Origin of the sequence: Rhodococcus sp. HM1, assembly GCF_023218075.1 — a bacterium.
Classification (GTDB): Bacteria; Actinomycetota; Actinomycetes; order Mycobacteriales; family Mycobacteriaceae; genus Rhodococcus.
The window spans coordinates 60,162-76,667 of record NZ_JALPTB010000001.1 but is presented as its reverse complement, the minus strand read 5'-3'; the positions used below and the strand labels follow the sequence as shown (position 1 = coordinate 76,667).

The 16,506-nt window shown below is 65.4% G+C and carries 15 protein-coding genes; 2 read left to right on the top strand and 13 right to left on the bottom strand.

The genetic code is table 11. The annotated features are described in order from the left end of the window. Positions 1-61: 61 nt before the first annotated feature. From M1M07_RS00350 to M1M07_RS00340, 3 genes are all read right to left on the bottom strand, one after another. Positions 62-937 carry an SDR family NAD(P)-dependent oxidoreductase gene (locus tag M1M07_RS00350; RefSeq protein ID WP_248672925.1) on the bottom strand — a complete coding sequence of 292 codons (876 nt, stop codon included), beginning with the start codon at positions 935-937 and terminating at the stop codon, positions 62-64. A gap of 2 nt (positions 938-939) precedes the next feature. After that, complete coding sequence (locus tag M1M07_RS00345; RefSeq protein WP_248672924.1) at positions 940-1,833, bottom strand: SDR family NAD(P)-dependent oxidoreductase; 894 nt, start codon at positions 1,831-1,833, stop codon at positions 940-942. Between the two features lie 62 nt (positions 1,834-1,895). Beyond that, complete coding sequence (locus M1M07_RS00340; protein WP_248672923.1) at positions 1,896-2,915, bottom strand: alpha/beta hydrolase; 1,020 nt, start codon at positions 2,913-2,915, stop codon at positions 1,896-1,898. Between the two features lie 190 nt (positions 2,916-3,105). Here M1M07_RS00340 and M1M07_RS00335 point away from each other — a divergent pair, with 190 nt between their 5' ends. Continuing rightward, positions 3,106-3,591 carry a nuclear transport factor 2 family protein gene (locus M1M07_RS00335; protein WP_248672922.1) on the top strand — a complete coding sequence of 162 codons (486 nt, stop codon included), beginning with the start codon at positions 3,106-3,108 and terminating at the stop codon, positions 3,589-3,591. Between the two features lie 82 nt (positions 3,592-3,673). Here the strand turns inward: M1M07_RS00335 and M1M07_RS00330 are convergent, their stop codons facing one another. The 8 genes from M1M07_RS00330 to M1M07_RS00295 all read right to left on the bottom strand — a co-directional run bounded on the left by M1M07_RS00330 (position 3,674) and on the right by M1M07_RS00295 (position 13,932). Next, positions 3,674-5,596: an ATP-binding protein gene (locus M1M07_RS00330; RefSeq protein ID WP_248672921.1), complete on the bottom strand. Its 1,923-nt coding sequence runs from the start codon at positions 5,594-5,596 to the stop codon at positions 3,674-3,676. Positions 5,597-5,667: 71 nt separating this feature from the next. After that, entirely contained in the window at positions 5,668-6,516 is an 849-nt protein-coding gene (locus M1M07_RS00325) for an SDR family oxidoreductase (protein WP_248673015.1), read from the bottom strand. A 131-nt stretch (positions 6,517-6,647) separates the two neighbouring features. Continuing rightward, positions 6,648-6,902, bottom strand: a complete 255-nt coding sequence (locus tag M1M07_RS00320; RefSeq protein WP_248673014.1) for a hypothetical protein — start codon at positions 6,900-6,902, stop codon at positions 6,648-6,650. Positions 6,903-6,904: 2 nt separating this feature from the next. Further along, positions 6,905-8,884: an NAD(P)/FAD-dependent oxidoreductase gene (locus tag M1M07_RS00315; RefSeq protein ID WP_248673013.1), complete on the bottom strand. Its 1,980-nt coding sequence runs from the start codon at positions 8,882-8,884 to the stop codon at positions 6,905-6,907. 36 nt (positions 8,885-8,920) lie between these two features. Then, entirely contained in the window at positions 8,921-10,537 is a 1,617-nt protein-coding gene (locus tag M1M07_RS00310; protein ID WP_248672920.1) for an NAD(P)/FAD-dependent oxidoreductase, read from the bottom strand. Positions 10,538-10,604: 67 nt separating this feature from the next. Further along, on the bottom strand, positions 10,605-11,516 hold the full coding sequence (locus M1M07_RS00305; RefSeq protein ID WP_248672919.1) for a VOC family protein: 912 nt from the start codon (positions 11,514-11,516) through the stop codon (positions 10,605-10,607). A 31-nt stretch (positions 11,517-11,547) separates the two neighbouring features. Beyond that, positions 11,548-12,732 (bottom strand): acyl-CoA dehydrogenase family protein, encoded by a 1,185-nt coding sequence (locus tag M1M07_RS00300; protein ID WP_197254770.1) that lies wholly within the window; start codon positions 12,730-12,732, stop codon positions 11,548-11,550. A gap of 51 nt (positions 12,733-12,783) precedes the next feature. Further along, positions 12,784-13,932 (bottom strand): Rieske 2Fe-2S domain-containing protein, encoded by a 1,149-nt coding sequence (locus tag M1M07_RS00295; protein WP_248673012.1) that lies wholly within the window; start codon positions 13,930-13,932, stop codon positions 12,784-12,786. Between the two features lie 319 nt (positions 13,933-14,251). On the opposite strand from M1M07_RS00295, the gene M1M07_RS00290 reads away from it, so the two are divergent. Next, positions 14,252-15,031, top strand: coding sequence for an IclR family transcriptional regulator (locus M1M07_RS00290; protein WP_231611213.1), 780 nt, complete (start codon positions 14,252-14,254; stop codon positions 15,029-15,031). A gap of 295 nt (positions 15,032-15,326) precedes the next feature. On the opposite strand, the gene M1M07_RS00285 is transcribed toward M1M07_RS00290, so the two are convergent. Further along, entirely contained in the window at positions 15,327-15,746 is a 420-nt protein-coding gene (locus M1M07_RS00285; protein ID WP_248672918.1) for a VOC family protein, read from the bottom strand. Then, the gene (locus M1M07_RS00280; RefSeq protein WP_248672917.1) at positions 15,743-16,501 is read right to left on the bottom strand and encodes an SDR family oxidoreductase; all 759 of its coding nucleotides are present in this window, start codon (positions 16,499-16,501) and stop codon (positions 15,743-15,745) included. Before M1M07_RS00280 ends, M1M07_RS00285 begins: the two co-directional genes overlap by 4 nt. Between the last annotated feature and the right edge of the window lie 5 nt (positions 16,502-16,506).

The window sequence follows — 16,506 nt, the reverse complement described above, 5'->3', positions numbered from 1 at the left end:
GACAGTCACGCCTGCCGGCGTGGGAAGCTCCGCTGCTCCTGTCTCCATCGGTTCACGACGGTCATTCGATCGGTATTCCCATCCGGGTGAGCATGTTCCGCGGATCTGCGGGCGGGTCGAGGTCGAGAAGTTGCTTCCCGCGTCGATGTGCAGCGGCGACGCACAAGTCGTCGTCGGAATGGATCCAGAATTCGCCGCGGGCGATCTGCTCGATCATGTGCTCTGCCGCGACGAGCGGGTCGAGTCCCTTCTCCACATTGTCACGTTGCATCGCCTCGAACACCGCGTTCGCGGTGGCATTCTCCGTTGGTGCGTCGCGCTGCGCCGACAGGAAGATCTCGCTGCGAATCGAGTGCGGAATGACGGCACTGACCTGAATCGGTGCGCCGACAATCGACAGATCCTGATGCAGGCATTCGGTCATCGCCAACACGGCATGCTTGCTGACGATGTAAGGAGACTGGACGGCAACGGAATTGAGCCCACCCACCGAAGAGAGATTCGCAATGCACGACGGCGTACCCGCTTCGATCATCCGCGGAACGAACGACCGCAGACAGAAGAACACGCCGTCGACGTTGATCTGCATCACCCGGCGCCAGCGGTCTCTGTCGATCTCCCACAGGAGCCCCGCCGACTCCACCCCCGCGTTGTTCACGAGCAGCTCCACGCTGCCGTGGCGCTCGAACACCTCGGCAGCCATCGCCTCCACCGACTCGGGATCGGCGACGTCGACAGCGTACGGTTCCGCCCGACCGCCGGCCGCCACGATGTCGTCGCCCACCTTCACGGCACGCTCGTAGTCGACGTCCGCGACCACCACCGTCATTCCGAGGGATGCGAGATGACGTGCCAGACCCTCCCCGATTCCGGCAGCCGCACCCGTCACCACCGCGACGCCGTGGGAGAACCGTTCGCTCGCCTTACCTGCCGGCATGGTCACACCACCAGCCCGTCCGCGGCGATGTTCGGATTCGCCCATTCCGGAGGCTGCCGCCGCGGCAATTCGATCCGGCCGTCCAGGTCCATCACCGGGATTCCCTGCGACCACGGAAAGTGCAGGCTGAACGCCACGAGGCCGGTGCGCTCGGCTGCCGGCAGCGTGCACATCTCCAGAACTGTCTGCGCCAGGTACTCCACCGGTTCCGTCTCGTAACCCTCCGGCAGCAACGCCGCCGCACCCGGAGTCATGATCGCCGTCGACGGTCCGACCACATTGACGGCGATGTTGTCGTCGACCACCTCTGCGGCCAGGCCCTGGGTGAACCGATGCAACGCGGCCTTCGCCGACGCGTAGATGACATCGCCGGAGGTCTTGTTGTACTCCCGGAAGGGACGTATCGGCGGAAGCCCGGTGGACGAGCCGATGTTCACGATCCACCCGCCGCCGGCCTTGCGCATGCGGGGAATCACCGCCTGCGACAACAGAAAAGGAACCTTGAGATAGTGCTCGAGAGTGCGGTCGAAGGTGTCCTCACCCATGTCCTCGATGGAGGAGTAATCGGCGAACCCGGCGTTGTTGACGAGGATGTCGATTCCGCCGACGGCCTCCACCGCGGCATCGACGAGCCCGGATCGCTGCGCGGGATCCTCCAGATCCGCCGCAATCGGCACGGCTCGGCCGCCTGCGCTCTCGATCAACTGCACGGTCTCGTCCAGCGTGCCCTCGAGCACGTGCTCACGTCCGTCCCGAATCGATCGCGACGGTGTCCTCGAGCGTGCCGTGACCACCACCGCGGCACCTTCTGCGGCCAATCGCTGTGCGACTGCCCGCCCGATCCCCCGGCTGCTCCCGGTCACCAGAGCGGTGCGGCCTGTCAGTCGTTGTGTCATTTCCATCCCCGTATGCCTGGTTGTCCGAGCATTGCATCCCGAGTTGTCGTGGTCGTGTCCTGTCAGCTGGTGCCGGATCGGCTCGCGGAGCCTGCTCCTCGAGCGGCAGGGGCGAGAATCCGGATAATCAACTGCCACAACTCTTCCCGCGCAGGACCGGTCAGCGACAGCTGCGGGAACGTGAGGAATCCATGGAACAACCCGTCGAAGCGGTGCGCGATGACAGGCACCCCCTCCGCGGCGAGTCTCTCCGCATAGGCTTCGCCCTCCGAGCACGGCGGGTCCAGTTCCGCGGTGGCCACCAGCGCGGGGGGCAGCCCCGTCAACGTCGAGGCGCGAGAGGGGACGACGAGGGCGCTGTCGCGGCCGTTCGGCGCGTACTGCTCCCAGTACCAGCGCATCGCCTTCGTTGTGTTGTAGTAGCCGACGCCGTACTTCCGGTACGACTCCGTCTCGAAATCGTCCCCGATCACGGGATACAGCAGGATCTGCGCCGCGATCGAGGGGCCGCCACGCTCCCGCGCCGCGACCGAGACTGCCGCCGCAAGATTGCCGCCGGCGCTGTCTCCGGCAACCGCCACCCGTGCCGGATCACCCCCGTAGGAGTTAGCGTTCTCCACCGTCCAGCACACCGCCGCGTACACGTCTTCCATCGCCGCAGGTGCCGGATTCTCCGGGGCCAACCGGTAATCGACCGCCACCACGACGACATCCACAGCCTCCGCCATCGATCGGCAGAACTCGTCGTGGCTGTCGAGGTCACAGAAGACGAATCCGCCGCCGTGCGCGAAGACGATCACGGGACGCGGCGCCGTCCCGTCGCCGTGCGGGACGTACACACGCAGAGACAGATCACCGCCCGGCCCGTCGATCACCACGTCCCGCGCCATCCGCATATCCGGGGTCCGCGTCAGCGGCGCTCGCCGCGAAACGATGATCTGCCGCAGCTCGGCGGCAGGATACTGTGTCACGTCGGGGAATCCTGCCTCCAAGGTGGAGAGCATCGCCTCGACATCGGGGTGCAGGTCGGATCGGCGCACGCCTTTCTCCTTCTGATCGGAAGTGAATCCCCCAGTCGTCATCCGCTCACGCTATGGGGCCGGACACACTCGCACACGACCGTCTCCCGTTCTCCGGGAGATCCACCGAAACACGAAGAGTGGCAGTCGTATCGGAGACCGATCGGCACGGGGCCGACGGTGGTCGACCTACTCACCCGCTCAGCGGAATCAGCCGTTGCATTCTCCGGAGTCCACGACCGACAGTGCCACCATGACAATCGAACCGACTCTCAGCGCAGCCGAGCAGTGTCTGGCCATCGAACAGATCAAGCGCACCTTCGCGGCGCGGCTACGGTGCATGGACAACAAGGAATGGGACGTCTATCCGACTCTCCACACGGACGACGTCGTGAGTTCGACGTTCGGCGACCACGATGTCGTAGGCGCCGACGCCGTGACCGCATCCATCAAGCGCGTCCTGGACGGCCGCGTCCCGATCACGTCCGTGCATCACGGCCACACACCCGAAATCGAGCTGACCTCCGCCACGACAGCCCGCGGCATCTGGGCGATGGAAGACAAACTGTGGTGGACGAACGGGGATCAGGAGGAGCACCTCCACGGATACGGTCACTATCACGAGGAATACCGCCTGGAGAACGGCAGGTGGCTGATCAGCCGGCGCGCACTGACCCGGCTCCGCGTGGACACGACTCCACGATTCTACGAGTGCAGGGAACCCACCTCGCAGAGCTGATCTTCCGTTCCGACCACGAAATCGAGCAGTTCGCGGACGAGCGGCCGTGAGATCCCCGACCGCTCGTCCGTGCCGGGAGAACTCACCCTTGGAAGGGTGCCCACGCGATGGGGTCGTCATCGTGCCTGGCGGAATCGTCGGACCGGCGTAGGCGAGGGGGACGCTCCTTCATCTGCTCGGGTTCCGCGTAGTGGACCTCGGCGAGGAGCGTGGCCGGGAAGTAGACGGACGCAGTGATGCCGGCGTTGGTCTCCGAATCGAACGTGGGCCGCAGCCGGACGCTGATGCCGTTTCGGGCAGCGAGGCGGCCGACGACGAACAAGCCCATCTGCCGGGGTGCATGAATTTCGGCGCTGTCGCCGGCAGCGAGACGTGTGTTGATCTCGCCGAGAATTTCGGCCGGTGCACCGATGCCACAGTCTGCAATTTCGAGTAGCAGTCCTCCACCGACGGCCGATGAGAATTCGAACGTGACGGTGCTGTTCGGCGGCGAGGCCCGCAGCGCATTGTCGACGAGTTCGGCGAGCAGGTGCACGACGTCCGTGACGGCGGTGCCTACGAGGTAGCCGTGAGGTGTTCTTCCGATCCGCACACGGTCGTAGTTCTCGACCTGGGACACGGAGGCCCGGAGAACGTCGCCCAGCGGGGTGGCCGCGGTGCGGGTACGGGGCCGGGTGCCGGACAGGACCAGGAGCGAGTCGCCGGTGCGGCGCATTCGCGTGGCGAGGTGGTCGAGGGAGAACAGGCTCCGGAGTCGGGTGGGGTCCTTCTCTTCGTATTCGAGGGAGTCGATGAGCGACAGTTGCTGTTCCACGAGGGTCTTGTTGCGGCGAGCGAGGGTCTCGAGCATCGTCGAAATCTGTCGGCGCAGGTGTGCCTGTTCGCCGGCGAGACGGAGGGCTTCGGAGTTCACGGTGTCGACGGCGCGGGCGAGTTCGCCGATTTCCTCGTCGGTGTGCACCTCGATGGGAGTGAGTTCGACCGTGGCGATGTCGGTTCCGTCGTTGACCGCGGCGATCGCGGCGGGCAGTTCGTGGTGGGCGGCGGCGAGGGTGCCGTCGCGAAGTCGCCGGATCGGAACGGACAGAGCACGCGCCACGAGAAGGGCGACGCCGAGGGCGATCACAAGTATCGCGGCGACGAGGATACTGTCGCGCGTCGCGGAGGTCCGCGCATCGGCGGTGAGCCGATCCAGAGTCTCGGTGATCTGCGCGATCGCCTTGCTGTTCATCTCCTGGTACGGAGGAAAGGCCGCCAACATCGCGTTGCTCAACTCCGCCCCCGAATCCCGTCGAGGATCGAAATCGGCAACCAGCGCCCGGCGGACGACGAGATTCTCGAGCAGGCCGTCGAGCCGGCCGTGATCGAGCGAACTTCCGCGCAGCAGCCCGAGAGTTGCCTCCTCGATGTGCATGGCGTTCTGAGCAGTGAGCCGTGCTGTCTCGGGATCGACGGCGAACAAGCCGAGTGCGTTCGCCTGGTCGAGCATCGTCCGTTGCGCTTTCCAGGCATTGAGCATGTTGGCACCGTCGGTCAGCACCTCTGTGCCCTCGGCAAGATCGAGCAACTCACGGAAAGTCGCCTCGCAGCGGATCAGAAAGTCGATCGTGCGCCGATCGAGTTCCTCGGCCGACATACCACCGGTGTACGCGGTGTCGTGGAGTGTTTGTCCGTCTTGGATCAGGCGGGCAAGGCCCTCGACGATTCGAGGCTCCAGGATTCCGGCAGTGGCGAGTGCCTGGACGTCCGCGGTGGATTGCCTGAACTGCTCCGGCTGAACGGTGGCCGGCATGCCGAGGCTCGCCGCAGTCGTCACGCTGACAACGTCGTAGGAAAAGTCGAACAGCGCGGGGATAGTAGCGAGTTGTTCGGAGAGTGATTCGAAGCGACGGGCCTCATCCAGCTGCGTGGAGATACGCAGCGCGCCGAGAGCGACAGCCGCGAGCAGGGGAACTACGAGAATCGCGGTCAGTTTGTACGACAAGCGCCAGTTTGCGAGCTTCACGGATCTGCGCCCGAATCGCCCCATCGGTCGGTTCCCTTCCATTCCCGTGTGTATTCCGGAGCGGCCGGTGACTACCGGCCGAATGCGCGGAACCTGCGCAGGTAGGGAACGATGCGACCGACCGGGACGGACCGAGGCCAGTCGTCGGACCGGAAGTACGCATCGGAGCCGCCGTCGACGAAGACTACACTTCCGCAGAGGAATTCGGCGGCATCCGACAGCATGAACACCACCCAGTCGCCGAGCTGCCCGGCGTCGCCGAATCGGCCGACGGGCACCGGGAAAGAACGGATGACCTTGGCCTCGGACGGTGTGGCGAGCTGCTTCTCCAGCAACGGCGTCATGATCGCGCCGGGCGCGAGTGCGTTGAGCCGAATTCCGGCACCCACCCACTCGGGACGTACAGCGGCGCGTCGCAACCATCGGCTGACGGCGATTTTCGATCCTGCGTAGATGATTCCCGGAGCTCCTCTTCCGAAGATCCGGACCGAACGCACCGCACGGTCCGAGTCGCCGTTGAGGAAGGCGTTGATCGTGCGACGGGGCACGGCCGGGGTGGTGGTCGTGGAATTGCTGGAGAAGACGACGACCTTGGCGTTGCCGGTCGACGCGAGCGCGTCTCGCCACCCCTCCAGGAGATCGACGACACCGAAATAGTTGACCTCTGCGATCAGCCTCGGACGCTCCGGCCCGGGCGCCGGGCCGAGACCGGCGGCGAGCACGGCACCGTCCAGCCGATCGCCCGCGGCCGCGAGCACCCCCCGCACCGCCTTCTGCCGTCCGCCGACGGTCGACAGATCGGCGACGACGTCGGCTTCCTGGATGTCGACACCGATGACGGTGTGCCCGGCGGACCGGAGCCGATCCGCAACCGCACGGCCCATTCCCGACGCCGATCCTGTCACCGCATAGATACCCACAGCACCGCCCTTTGCGCGCTCGAAGGCCACCGTCCACCGTCCCAGGTGGCCGATACTCGATACTCCGGCCTGACGCCGATCGGACAGCACGGCTCGCTGCGGGATTCCGCAGCGGGCCGTGCTGCTGCTGGTCAATGCAGCCGCGGCAGATCCGGTCCGGTCGGCAGATCGATCCGTGATTCGCTCAGTTCGTGACGCTCCACCGCACGGTCGATGGAGCGACGCAGCGCACTGCAGCCGCGCCGGTGGTCACCGACCGATTGCACTGCGTCCCTGATCATCGGGCATTCCGACGCGTCGGAGGTCCACTGGATCGAGGTGTGCGCGGCGCTGAACTTCTCGACGAGCACACCACGTCCGCACGTCTCGCAGTTCAGCGGCTGCATCGTCATCCCGGGACCACCGGGTCGATGAATTCCAGAGCGTCCGGGTTCGGCTCTCTCAGCATGGTCCAGTAGTCGACCAGGCGCCACGGACACGGCACCACCGCCCGTCCCTGACTGTTGCGGTAGTAGCCGTTGATCTCCGCGCCGGGATGCACCCACACAGTCTTGTCGAGCGCTTCGTCCACCTTGCGGTTGTACTCGTCGAGTACGTCCTGACGCACGTCCATCGCGTCGTGCCCGTTCTCGAGGAGGTACTGCAGGCACTCGACGATGTAGTGGACGTGTTCTTCGCTCAGAATATTGTGTCCCGCACCATGATTCGGCGCAGAGTTGGGTCCTGCCGTGACGAACAGGTTCGGGAATCCGGAGACCTGGATGCCGAGGTAGGCACGCGGATCGTCACCGCCCTTCCACCGCTCCGCAAGAGTGCGCCCGTCCTGTCCGGTGATCTCGATAGACGTGGTGAACTCCAGCGCGAATCCGGTCGCCAGGATGATGACGTCGGCGGGCACGAACCGGCCCTCGGTTGTGACGACGCCGTCCGGTGTCACACGCTCGAACGATGCTCGGTGCAATGCCACGTGATCACGGGTGAGTGCCTTGAAGAAGCCGGGGTCCTTGACGATCCGCTTACCGTACGGACGGAAGTCCGGGGTCAGCTTCTCGATCAGATCCGGACGGTCCGGGAAGCTGTCCTGCAAGTAGTTCCGCGCAGTGTTGAGCACCATCTCGTTGGCCGGCGAGGCCGAGAAATGGGTCTGCGCCCATTCGGGATCGATTCGCGGCAGTGTGTACAGATTGTCGGACGCGAACCAGTACGAACGCAACCGGAACCACTCGTGGTAACGGGGAATGTGGGCGAGGGCCCACTTCTCCTCCTCCGGAACGTCGTTCACGACGGCCTTCTCCGGCACGATCCAGTGTGGTGAGCGGACCACGACGTCGAGTGTCTTCACCCGATCGACGATGTCGGCGACCACCTGCACGGAAGTGCATCCGGTGCCCAGGACCACGACGCGCTTGCCGGTCAGGTCGAGACCCTCGTCCCAGTCGGCGGTGTGGACGACCGTGCCGCCGAACGAATCCAAGCCCTCGACGTCGGGGATGTTCGGCGAGTTGAGCATGCCCAGCGCTGTCACGACCGCGTTCGCACGGTGTACCTCCCGTGATCCGTCGGCGGACTCGGTGGTCACCTCCCACACGTGCTGGTCGTCGAGCCAACGTGCCGACAGCACCCGGGTCCGGAACGAGATGTTCTCGGCGATCCCGTAGGTGTCGACGACGCCCTTCAGATACTGCTGGTATTCGACGCCCGACGGGTAGTACTTCGACCAACCGGGGTTCAGCTCGAAGGAGTACGAGTAGTAGTGGCTGGGAGTGTCGACAGCAGCGCCCGGATACGTGTTGCGCGACCAGGTTCCACCGATCTCGTGTCGCGCCTCGAAGACGCGGTACCGGAATCCGGCGTCCTGCAGTTTGATCGCGGCGTTGATGCCGACGATCCCGGCACCGATGACGATGACGGAGAAGTCGGCGGGCGGCGTGACGGTCACCGGCACGCGGCGCTCCCCCAGGACGAATCCGGCCTGTTCGAGCAGGATCGGGACGAACTCGTCGTCGACGCGCTCCGACGTCGCGATCGTCGCCATGCGGAGAAATGTCTCGCGATCGGGAACACCGAGGCGATCGATCATTTCGACGGTGAGCAGTTCGTGCGCACGGGTCCGGATGTCGGCGACGACCTCGGCGGGGTACTGCCCCGGCGGAGTGGTCGGACGGGTGCCGGTGCGGTAGTGGTTGCCGGGTTCGCCGATCGTCAGCCGGGACCCGAACTCGTCGAGGAGGCCGGTATCACCGGTCACGTGTACGAGCGACATGAGCAGCGGCGCCGGATCACATACGTCGATCGCTGCGCGCAACTGTGATTCGTGGCTCTCGGCGTCGACGTCCGCACCGGAGTCGACGGGCACCGTCTCGGTCATCATTGTCCCCTCGTCGATGGATGTGCCGTAGTCATGTCAGGCCCTCTCCGATCCGACGATGTCGAATCCCTTGTAGCCCGCGGCCGCGACCTCGGCACAGATGTTGCAGTAGTTGGCGAAACCGCCGATGTAAGGCATGAAGACTCGCGGCTTGCCGGGAATGTTGGCACCCATGTACCACGAGTTCGCGGTCGGGAACAGAGTGCCCGCGGCCTTCTCGTTGCATTCGGTGATCCACTCGTCGACGGCCTGTTCACCGGCCTCGATCGACCGTGCATTGTGTTCGTCGAGGTGATCGAGGCAGTCGGAAATCCAGTCCACCTGCTGTTCCGCCATCAGCACCATGTTTGCCAGTACGCTCGGGCTGCCCGGACCGACCATGAAGAACATGTTGGGGAAGCCGTGGGATGCCAGTCCCAGGTAGGTACGCGGCCCCGCTGCCCATTCGTCACGCAGAGCGCGGCCGCCGCGCCCGCGAATGTCGATCCGCGAGAGCGCACCGGTCATCGCATCGAAGCCGGTCGCGAACACGAGCATGTCCAGCTCGTGGTGTTCCTCGCTCGTTCGCACGCCGGTCTCGGTAACCTCGACAATCGGAGTGCGTCGCAGATTGACCAGGGTCACGTTGTCCCGGTTGTAGGTCTCGAAATACCCGCTGTCCGTGACGATTCTCTTGGTCCCGATCGGATGGTCGGTGGGAATGAGCTGGTCCGCGATCTCCGGATCGTTCACCATCTCGCGAATCTTCGCCTCGACGTATTCGCGTGCGGTGTCGTTCGAGGCCAGGTTCACGGTCTGATCGGGAAATGCCTTCGCGAACAGGTATCCACCGCGCTGCCACCACTCGTCGTACACGCGTCGGCGCTCGGCCTCGTCGACTTCCATCGCCCCTTTCGGGTACGGCGTGAAGGGGGTTCCACCGCCGCTCAGACGCGCGAGCCGGCGACGCTCCGAGTAGGTGGCCTTGACTTCCTCGATCTGCTCGGCGGTCAACGGCCGGTTTCCGGCGGGAATCGAATAGTTCGGGCTGCGCTGGTACACGAACACGTGTGCCGCTTCCTGGGCGATCAGCGGGATGGACTGCATTCCCGACGAGCCGGTTCCGATCACCCCGACTCGCTTGCCGGCGAAATCGACAGGGCTGTGCGGCCATTCGCCGGTGTGGTAGGACTCGCCGGTGAACGAGTCCCGGCCCGGGATGTCGGGGCGGTTGGTCGCCGACAGCACACCGGTGGCCATGATGCAGAACCTCGCAGTCACCGAGTGACCCGTGTCCGTGGTGACCGTCCATCGCGCCGTCTCCTCGTCGTACACGGTGGAGGTGACCCGGGTGAGGAACTCGTATGCAGAGCGGAGGTCGTATCGGTCTGCCACGTGCTCGAGGTAGGCGAGGATCTCCGCCTGGGTGGCGAACCGTTCCGTCCAGGTCCACTCCTGCTGGAGCTCCTCGTCGAACGAGTAGGAGTAGTCGACGCTCTCCACGTCGCACCGCGCTCCGGGATAGCGATTGTGGAACCACGTACCCCCCACGCCTGCCGCGGATTCGAAGCCGCGCACGGTCATTCCCCGTGCACGAAGCTTGTGCACCGCGTACAGTCCCGAGATGCCGGCTCCGACGACAACTGCATCGAAATCTGTTCTCTGCATGTCCATTCTGGTCACATCCTTGTCCGGGAGTCCGTGGGTCCGGGCTCACCCAGTTGCGAATCGGTCGACGGGGTCATGCGCTCGCGGCCTCCGCCTGCCGGGCCCACATCCACTCGTGGCCCCAATAGCTGTCCGCGGTGATCTCTTCCGCCGTGTAGTAGGTCTCGTCGACGAGTTTTCCGCCGGTGCCGTACTCGATGTCCCATCCGCCGGGTACCCGGACGTAGAACGAGATCATCTTGTCGTTGGTGTGCCTGCCGAGCGTCGACGAGACCGGGAACTCGTGCGCCTCGACCTGATCGAGGGCACGCCCCACCGCGTCGAGGGAATCCACCTCCACCATGACGTGGATCAGCCCGGGGTCTCGTCCCTCGAGGCTCGGCATGATGGCAAGACTGTGGTGCCGCTGGTTGACGCCGAGGAAACGGATCCGCTGAGGTGGAGTGCCGGGCGGGGAGGGCATGCGGAATGCGCCGCGCGGCAGGAACTCCAGTACCTCGGTATAGAAGCGGAACGACGCGTCGAACATCGTTGTGGGCATCACCACGTGCCCCAGCCCCTGCACTCCGGTGACGAACTTCTGGCCGTAGCGGGTGATCACCGGGCTGTGATCGAGCGCCGGGCCGAAGAAGAACTCCAACGGAGTACCGCCCGGATCCTTCATGAGGATCCCACCTTCGACGCGACGTGCCTCGCACATCTCGAACGGCATCTCGCTGTACTCGCAGCCGGCACTGTCGAGCCGCTCAGCGAGCCGGCGCAGAGACGCGCCGTCCCGGACCTCCCAGCCCACTGCGCTGACGCGATCGACATCGCTGCGTTCTACGGTGATCCGGGACGGTCGCTCGTCCATCCGGAAGTGCAGCGCGTCCTCTTCGACACCGCTACCCGGTGCGAATCCGAGTACGTCGAATCCCAGCTCGCGCCAGCGATCCATGTCGGTGGCCAGCACGCGCACATATCCCAGGCCCTTGATCTCGGTCACAGTGTTCCCTTCCTGTTCACCGGAAACAGCGTCAGATCATCACGCGCAGAGGGCCGTTCGGGACGTCGATACCCAACGAGGCCATGGCCGAGGCGTGGTAGGTCGTGCTGGTCACGTGGATGGCGTGGTGCAGGCCGGCATGCGCGTCCCGCCAGAACCGCTGCAGAGGGTTGTCGACGCGCAGCGCGTTGCCGCCCGTGCGGTCGAAGACTTCGTCGGCCGCACGGACCGCTCGCCATGCCGAGCGCACCTGATTGCGCCGGGAGGAGGCCCGAGTCTCGAAGTCGACTTCCTTACCCGCGTCGACCAGATCCCAGATACGGTCGACGTTCGCGAGCAACTGCTGCCGCGCCGCGTCCAGCTCCGCGGCTGCCTCTCCCAGCGCATGGAGGACGTACGGGTCGTCCTTGATCGCCGTTCCGGCGGCGCCGACCCGTTCACGCTGGTACGCGATTCCGGCGGCCAGGACACCTTCGCAGATGCCGATCGTGGCGGAGGTGATGCCGAGGGGGAACATCGTCGACCACGGCATCCGGTACAGGGTCTCGGTGACTCCGTACTCCTTGGCCGCGGTTCCGTCGATCACGTCCTGCGACTTCATCACCCGATAGTCCGGGATGAAGGCATCCTTCACGACGATGTCCTTGCTGCCCGTTCCACGCAGTCCGATCACATCCCACGAGTCGTCGACGATTTCGTAGTCGGATCGCGGCAGGATCACGTGCAATCCACTGGGCGGCATGATCGGAGCTCCGTCCTGCCCGCCGACCATCGCGCCGAGGAAGATCCAGTCGCAGTGGTCGGTTCCCGACGAGAACTGCCACCGTCCGGTCATGCGGTATCCACCCTCGACCGGGATCGCAATACCGCCCGGCATGTACGGCGACGCCTGCCAGGTGTCCGAGTTCCAGCCGAGCACCTCCTCTTGAACCTTGGGGTCGGCGAACGCCAGCTGCCAGGGATGGACGCCGACGATGCCCCCGACCCAACCCGCAGAACCGTAGATGCTCGCCGTCTTCATGACGGTCTCGGCGAACTCTCGCGGGTGCGCCTCGTAGCCGTCGTACTTCTTGCGCTGCAGCAGCCGGATGATCCCGGCTCGCTTGAGGCTCTTGGCCATGTCGTCGGTCAGCCGGCCGAGTGCGTCGGATTCGTCTGCGGCGGCACGCAGGTCGTCCGCGATCGCGACGATGTTGTCGAGCACTTCGTAGCTCATGGTCGTACTCCTGTGAGGAATCGGATGAAATCGTCGAGTGGGGGACGCGCGCTAGGATCCGGTCGTCCCGGATGCCGCACGGGTTGCCGTCAGGTTCGGCGCGAAGGCACTGCGCCCGGCTGCGAGGTTCTCGTCCACCTCGGCCTGCCAGCTCGCGAGGGCACGTTCCGTGTCGATCTCGTACTCGAACCGGTTGACCATCTCCGGTCGGACATCGGCGGCATCGACGTAGAACTGCTCGTACCAGCGGCGCAATTGGTAGACGGGACCGTCCTCCTCGCACAGCAACGGATTGTCGATGCGGGACTTGTTCTTCCAGATGTGCACGTCCTGCTCGAAACCGATCGCGACGCCCTTCGCGACCGCCTGAGCGATCTGCTCGGCCTGCTCGTCCGGGACTCCGGCGGGCTTCTCCACCATCACCCCGTATTGCAGGCGGAACGACGTCGGCGTTATCGGGTAGTGGCAGTTGATCAAGTAGATGTTCGGCTCGGATTCGGGATCCCGGCCGCCGCTCCACAGCTTGTCGATCATGTAGGACGGACCGTAATACGTTGCATCCGATCGGCTCTCGACACTGTAGTTGGTGGACTGACTCACTCCGACGGCATCGGCCCGCGGCCGCGAGCGCATCACCTGTGTCGCCGTGTGTCCCTCGAACACGTTGCGGAAGTAGGTGGGCATCCCGTAGTGCACGTAGAAGAAGTGCGCCATGTCGACGATGTTGTCCACGATCTCGCGGCAGTGCGAACCGGTGACCTCGATCGAGTTCCACACCCAGTCCGTCCAGCCGGGATCGCCGTAGGTGGGGATCGCGGGGATCGCCACTTCGCCGGACGGCCGGGCCCCTTCGGGGTCGTGCCACACGAAGAGCTGGCCGCTGACCACCGTCGTAGTCCACGCACGCGTCCGGGCGAGGGGAGGAACCCTGCGCGCGTAGGGGATTCCGGAACATTTCCCGTCACCGCGCCAGCGCCAGTCGTGGAACGGGCATGCGATCGAGTTGCCCTTGACGGTGCCCTGAGCCAGGTTGCCACCCATGTGCCGGCAGTACGCGTCGAGGACATTGAGCTGCCCGTCCTCGCCGGCGAACACGACGAGGGAGGTCCCGAATGCGTCCACCTGATGCGGTTCACCGTCGGCGAAGTCGCGCACCAGCCCAAGGCAGTGCCAACCGCGCGCATACCGTGCCGGTGGCATGCCGGTGTCGATGATGCGAATCTGATCCTCGGAATCGGTGGAACTCACTGTGCCTCGCCTCCTGATCGGCTGATCGCGACAACTCGCCCGTGGTATGTGGTCAGCTTGGCAAGCGGGGCTTGCTCTGTGACGCGGGTCTCCCGTACAACGGGAGAGCAGTTCCGGCGGCGTCTCCGCCGGGACGACGGCGTGGATTCGTACACGCCGGCCCCCCGACGCGGCGCGCGTCGGGAGAACGGTCTCGAGTGCATTGATGTCCGAAGCACACCGCAGGTACCGTGATGGGCATCACACCGAGTTCGGGTGTCAGGAGGATGGGTTGAGTACGTCACGCACCGATGGAGTTCCGGTTTCCGTGGTGGACCGGGTGTCACTGGTCCTCGATGCCCTCAGCGCGGGCCCGATGACATTGGCCAAGGTCACGGCACGTACCGGATTACCCAGGTCGTCGGCGCACCGCCTGCTCGAACAACTCGCCAATGCCGGATGGCTTGCCCGCTCGCCCGAGCAGACCTACGAATTGGGTGTCAAGGCCTACGAGATGGGGCAGGCCGCGCTCAATCAGAACCGGCTCCTCCAGCACGCGCGTCCCGTCATGCACGCATTCGCGCAGCGCACCGGGATCACGATTCAGCTCGGCGTCGTCGACCGCGGGGACACCGTCTACCTGACCAAGATCAACGGGCGCGCATCGGGTTCCACCCCGACTGCTGTCGGACAGCGGGTGCCGGCGCACCTCACCGCGCTCGGCAAGGTCGTCATGGCCCACTCTGCGGTCTCCGGGACATCCTCGGCCCGTGGGCTCCACGGCGCCACCGAGAGCAAGCACGGCACCCCTACCGCCTCGAGCCGCTTCGAGGAGGAAATGGCCCTGGTCCGAGACCGTGGCGCCGCGTTCGATCGAGGTGAGGCGTTCCCCGGCATCGCGTGCGTCGGCGTGTCGATCGGCCCGCCGGATCACATGTACGGCAACCTGGCGGCGCTGTCCGTCTGCGCGCCCGTGGGCACGTTCGACCATCAGAAGATGGTCGCTCCCCTGCGTATGGTCGCGGGAGAAATCTGGCAGCGCTGCGTGGCCGCGGACCTCGCGGCCCACTGAGCCCCTTCGTCGAACACCGAGCCGGTTCGTCGAACCTCGCTGTCACCGAACACGTCGGCCGCGGTGTCCCCTGCAGGCACCGCGGCCGATGGACGTTCTCCGATCTCAGGCGGACACCGACATGCCGCGGGCTGTTGCGGCGACGGCGCCACAGAGAGCAGTCACCCCGAACCGGCTACTTCCACGTCGAACGTGTTGCCTCGCAGCAGTATTTACCGCGCGTTCCGTCGGAGTCCGTGGAACTCCGTCACGGACCCTGACGGCGCCTACGCCTCGGAGCGAGCGGGTCGCCCGCTCAACGGTCGGAAGGCTCGGAGACCGCGCGTTGTACGAACTCGACGAGATAGCCGTCCGGATCGCGGACGGATCCGATCACCATGCCGTACGCCTCGAGTCCGGTCGCCGGGGTCACCTCGGTACCGCCGTGCGCACAGGCGTCGGCCATCTGCGCTTCGGTGTCGGTGGTGTTGACGACGATCTTGACGAGCATGTTGCCGTGGTCGGGCGCGGCGTCCGCGCTCCCGTCCGTCGGAAGCACCAGTTCGAGTCCGGCGACACCGGCCCGGACGATCGCGGCACGGAACGCCGGGGTGGTGAGATCCTTGTCGTGCACGAATCCGCAACCCCGAATGTAGAATTCGACGGCGCGATCGAGATCGGCCACCCGCAGCGCGGTGAGCGACATCGTCGTCTGTGGGCTCGCGTCCGGCGTCACCGCGTCTGCGACCCTCCGTTGAAGTCCAACGTCTGTCCGGTGATACCACCGGCCTCGTCGGATGCGAGATAGGCGCAGAACGCCCCGACCTCGATCGGGTCGCCCAATCGGCGGATCGGGATGGTCCGCAGGATCTGCTCGATCATCTCGGGGCTCATCTTGTCCTCGAGGTTCTTCTGGTGGCCGAGCGCCACGATATTGGCGGTCACACCGTACTTGCCGGTCTCGGCGGCGAGATGACGGATGAAGCCTTCGATGCCGCTCTTGCCGGTCGCGTACATCGTCTGGTTTATGTCCTGGCCCGTCCGCGCGGATCCCGACGAGATCTGTACGACCCGCCCCCAGCCGGCGTCGCACATTCCGTCGAGGGCGACCTTGATGCAGTTCATGGACCCGAAGATGTTCAGGTCGATCGGCGCCCGCCATTCTTCGGGCGACAGCTCCCGGAACGGTTTGATCACGCGACCTTCGGCGACACCAGCGTTGTTGACGACGATGTCGACGTGCCCACCCAGTTCCGCTTCCGCGGCGCGCACGTGCTCCAGGGTGGCGTCGAAGTCTGTGACGTCGAACGCCGAGGCGACGGCGACGTTGCCCTCTTCCACGATTGCAGCCGCGACCTTTTCGGCGCGCTCCGCATGCAGATCGTTGACGATGACCGCGGCGCCTTGTCGCGCCAGCACTTTCGAGATTCCTTCACCGACGCTCTGTCCGCCTCCACTGACCAGCGCGATGCGTCCCGCCAAGCTGAACACAGGTA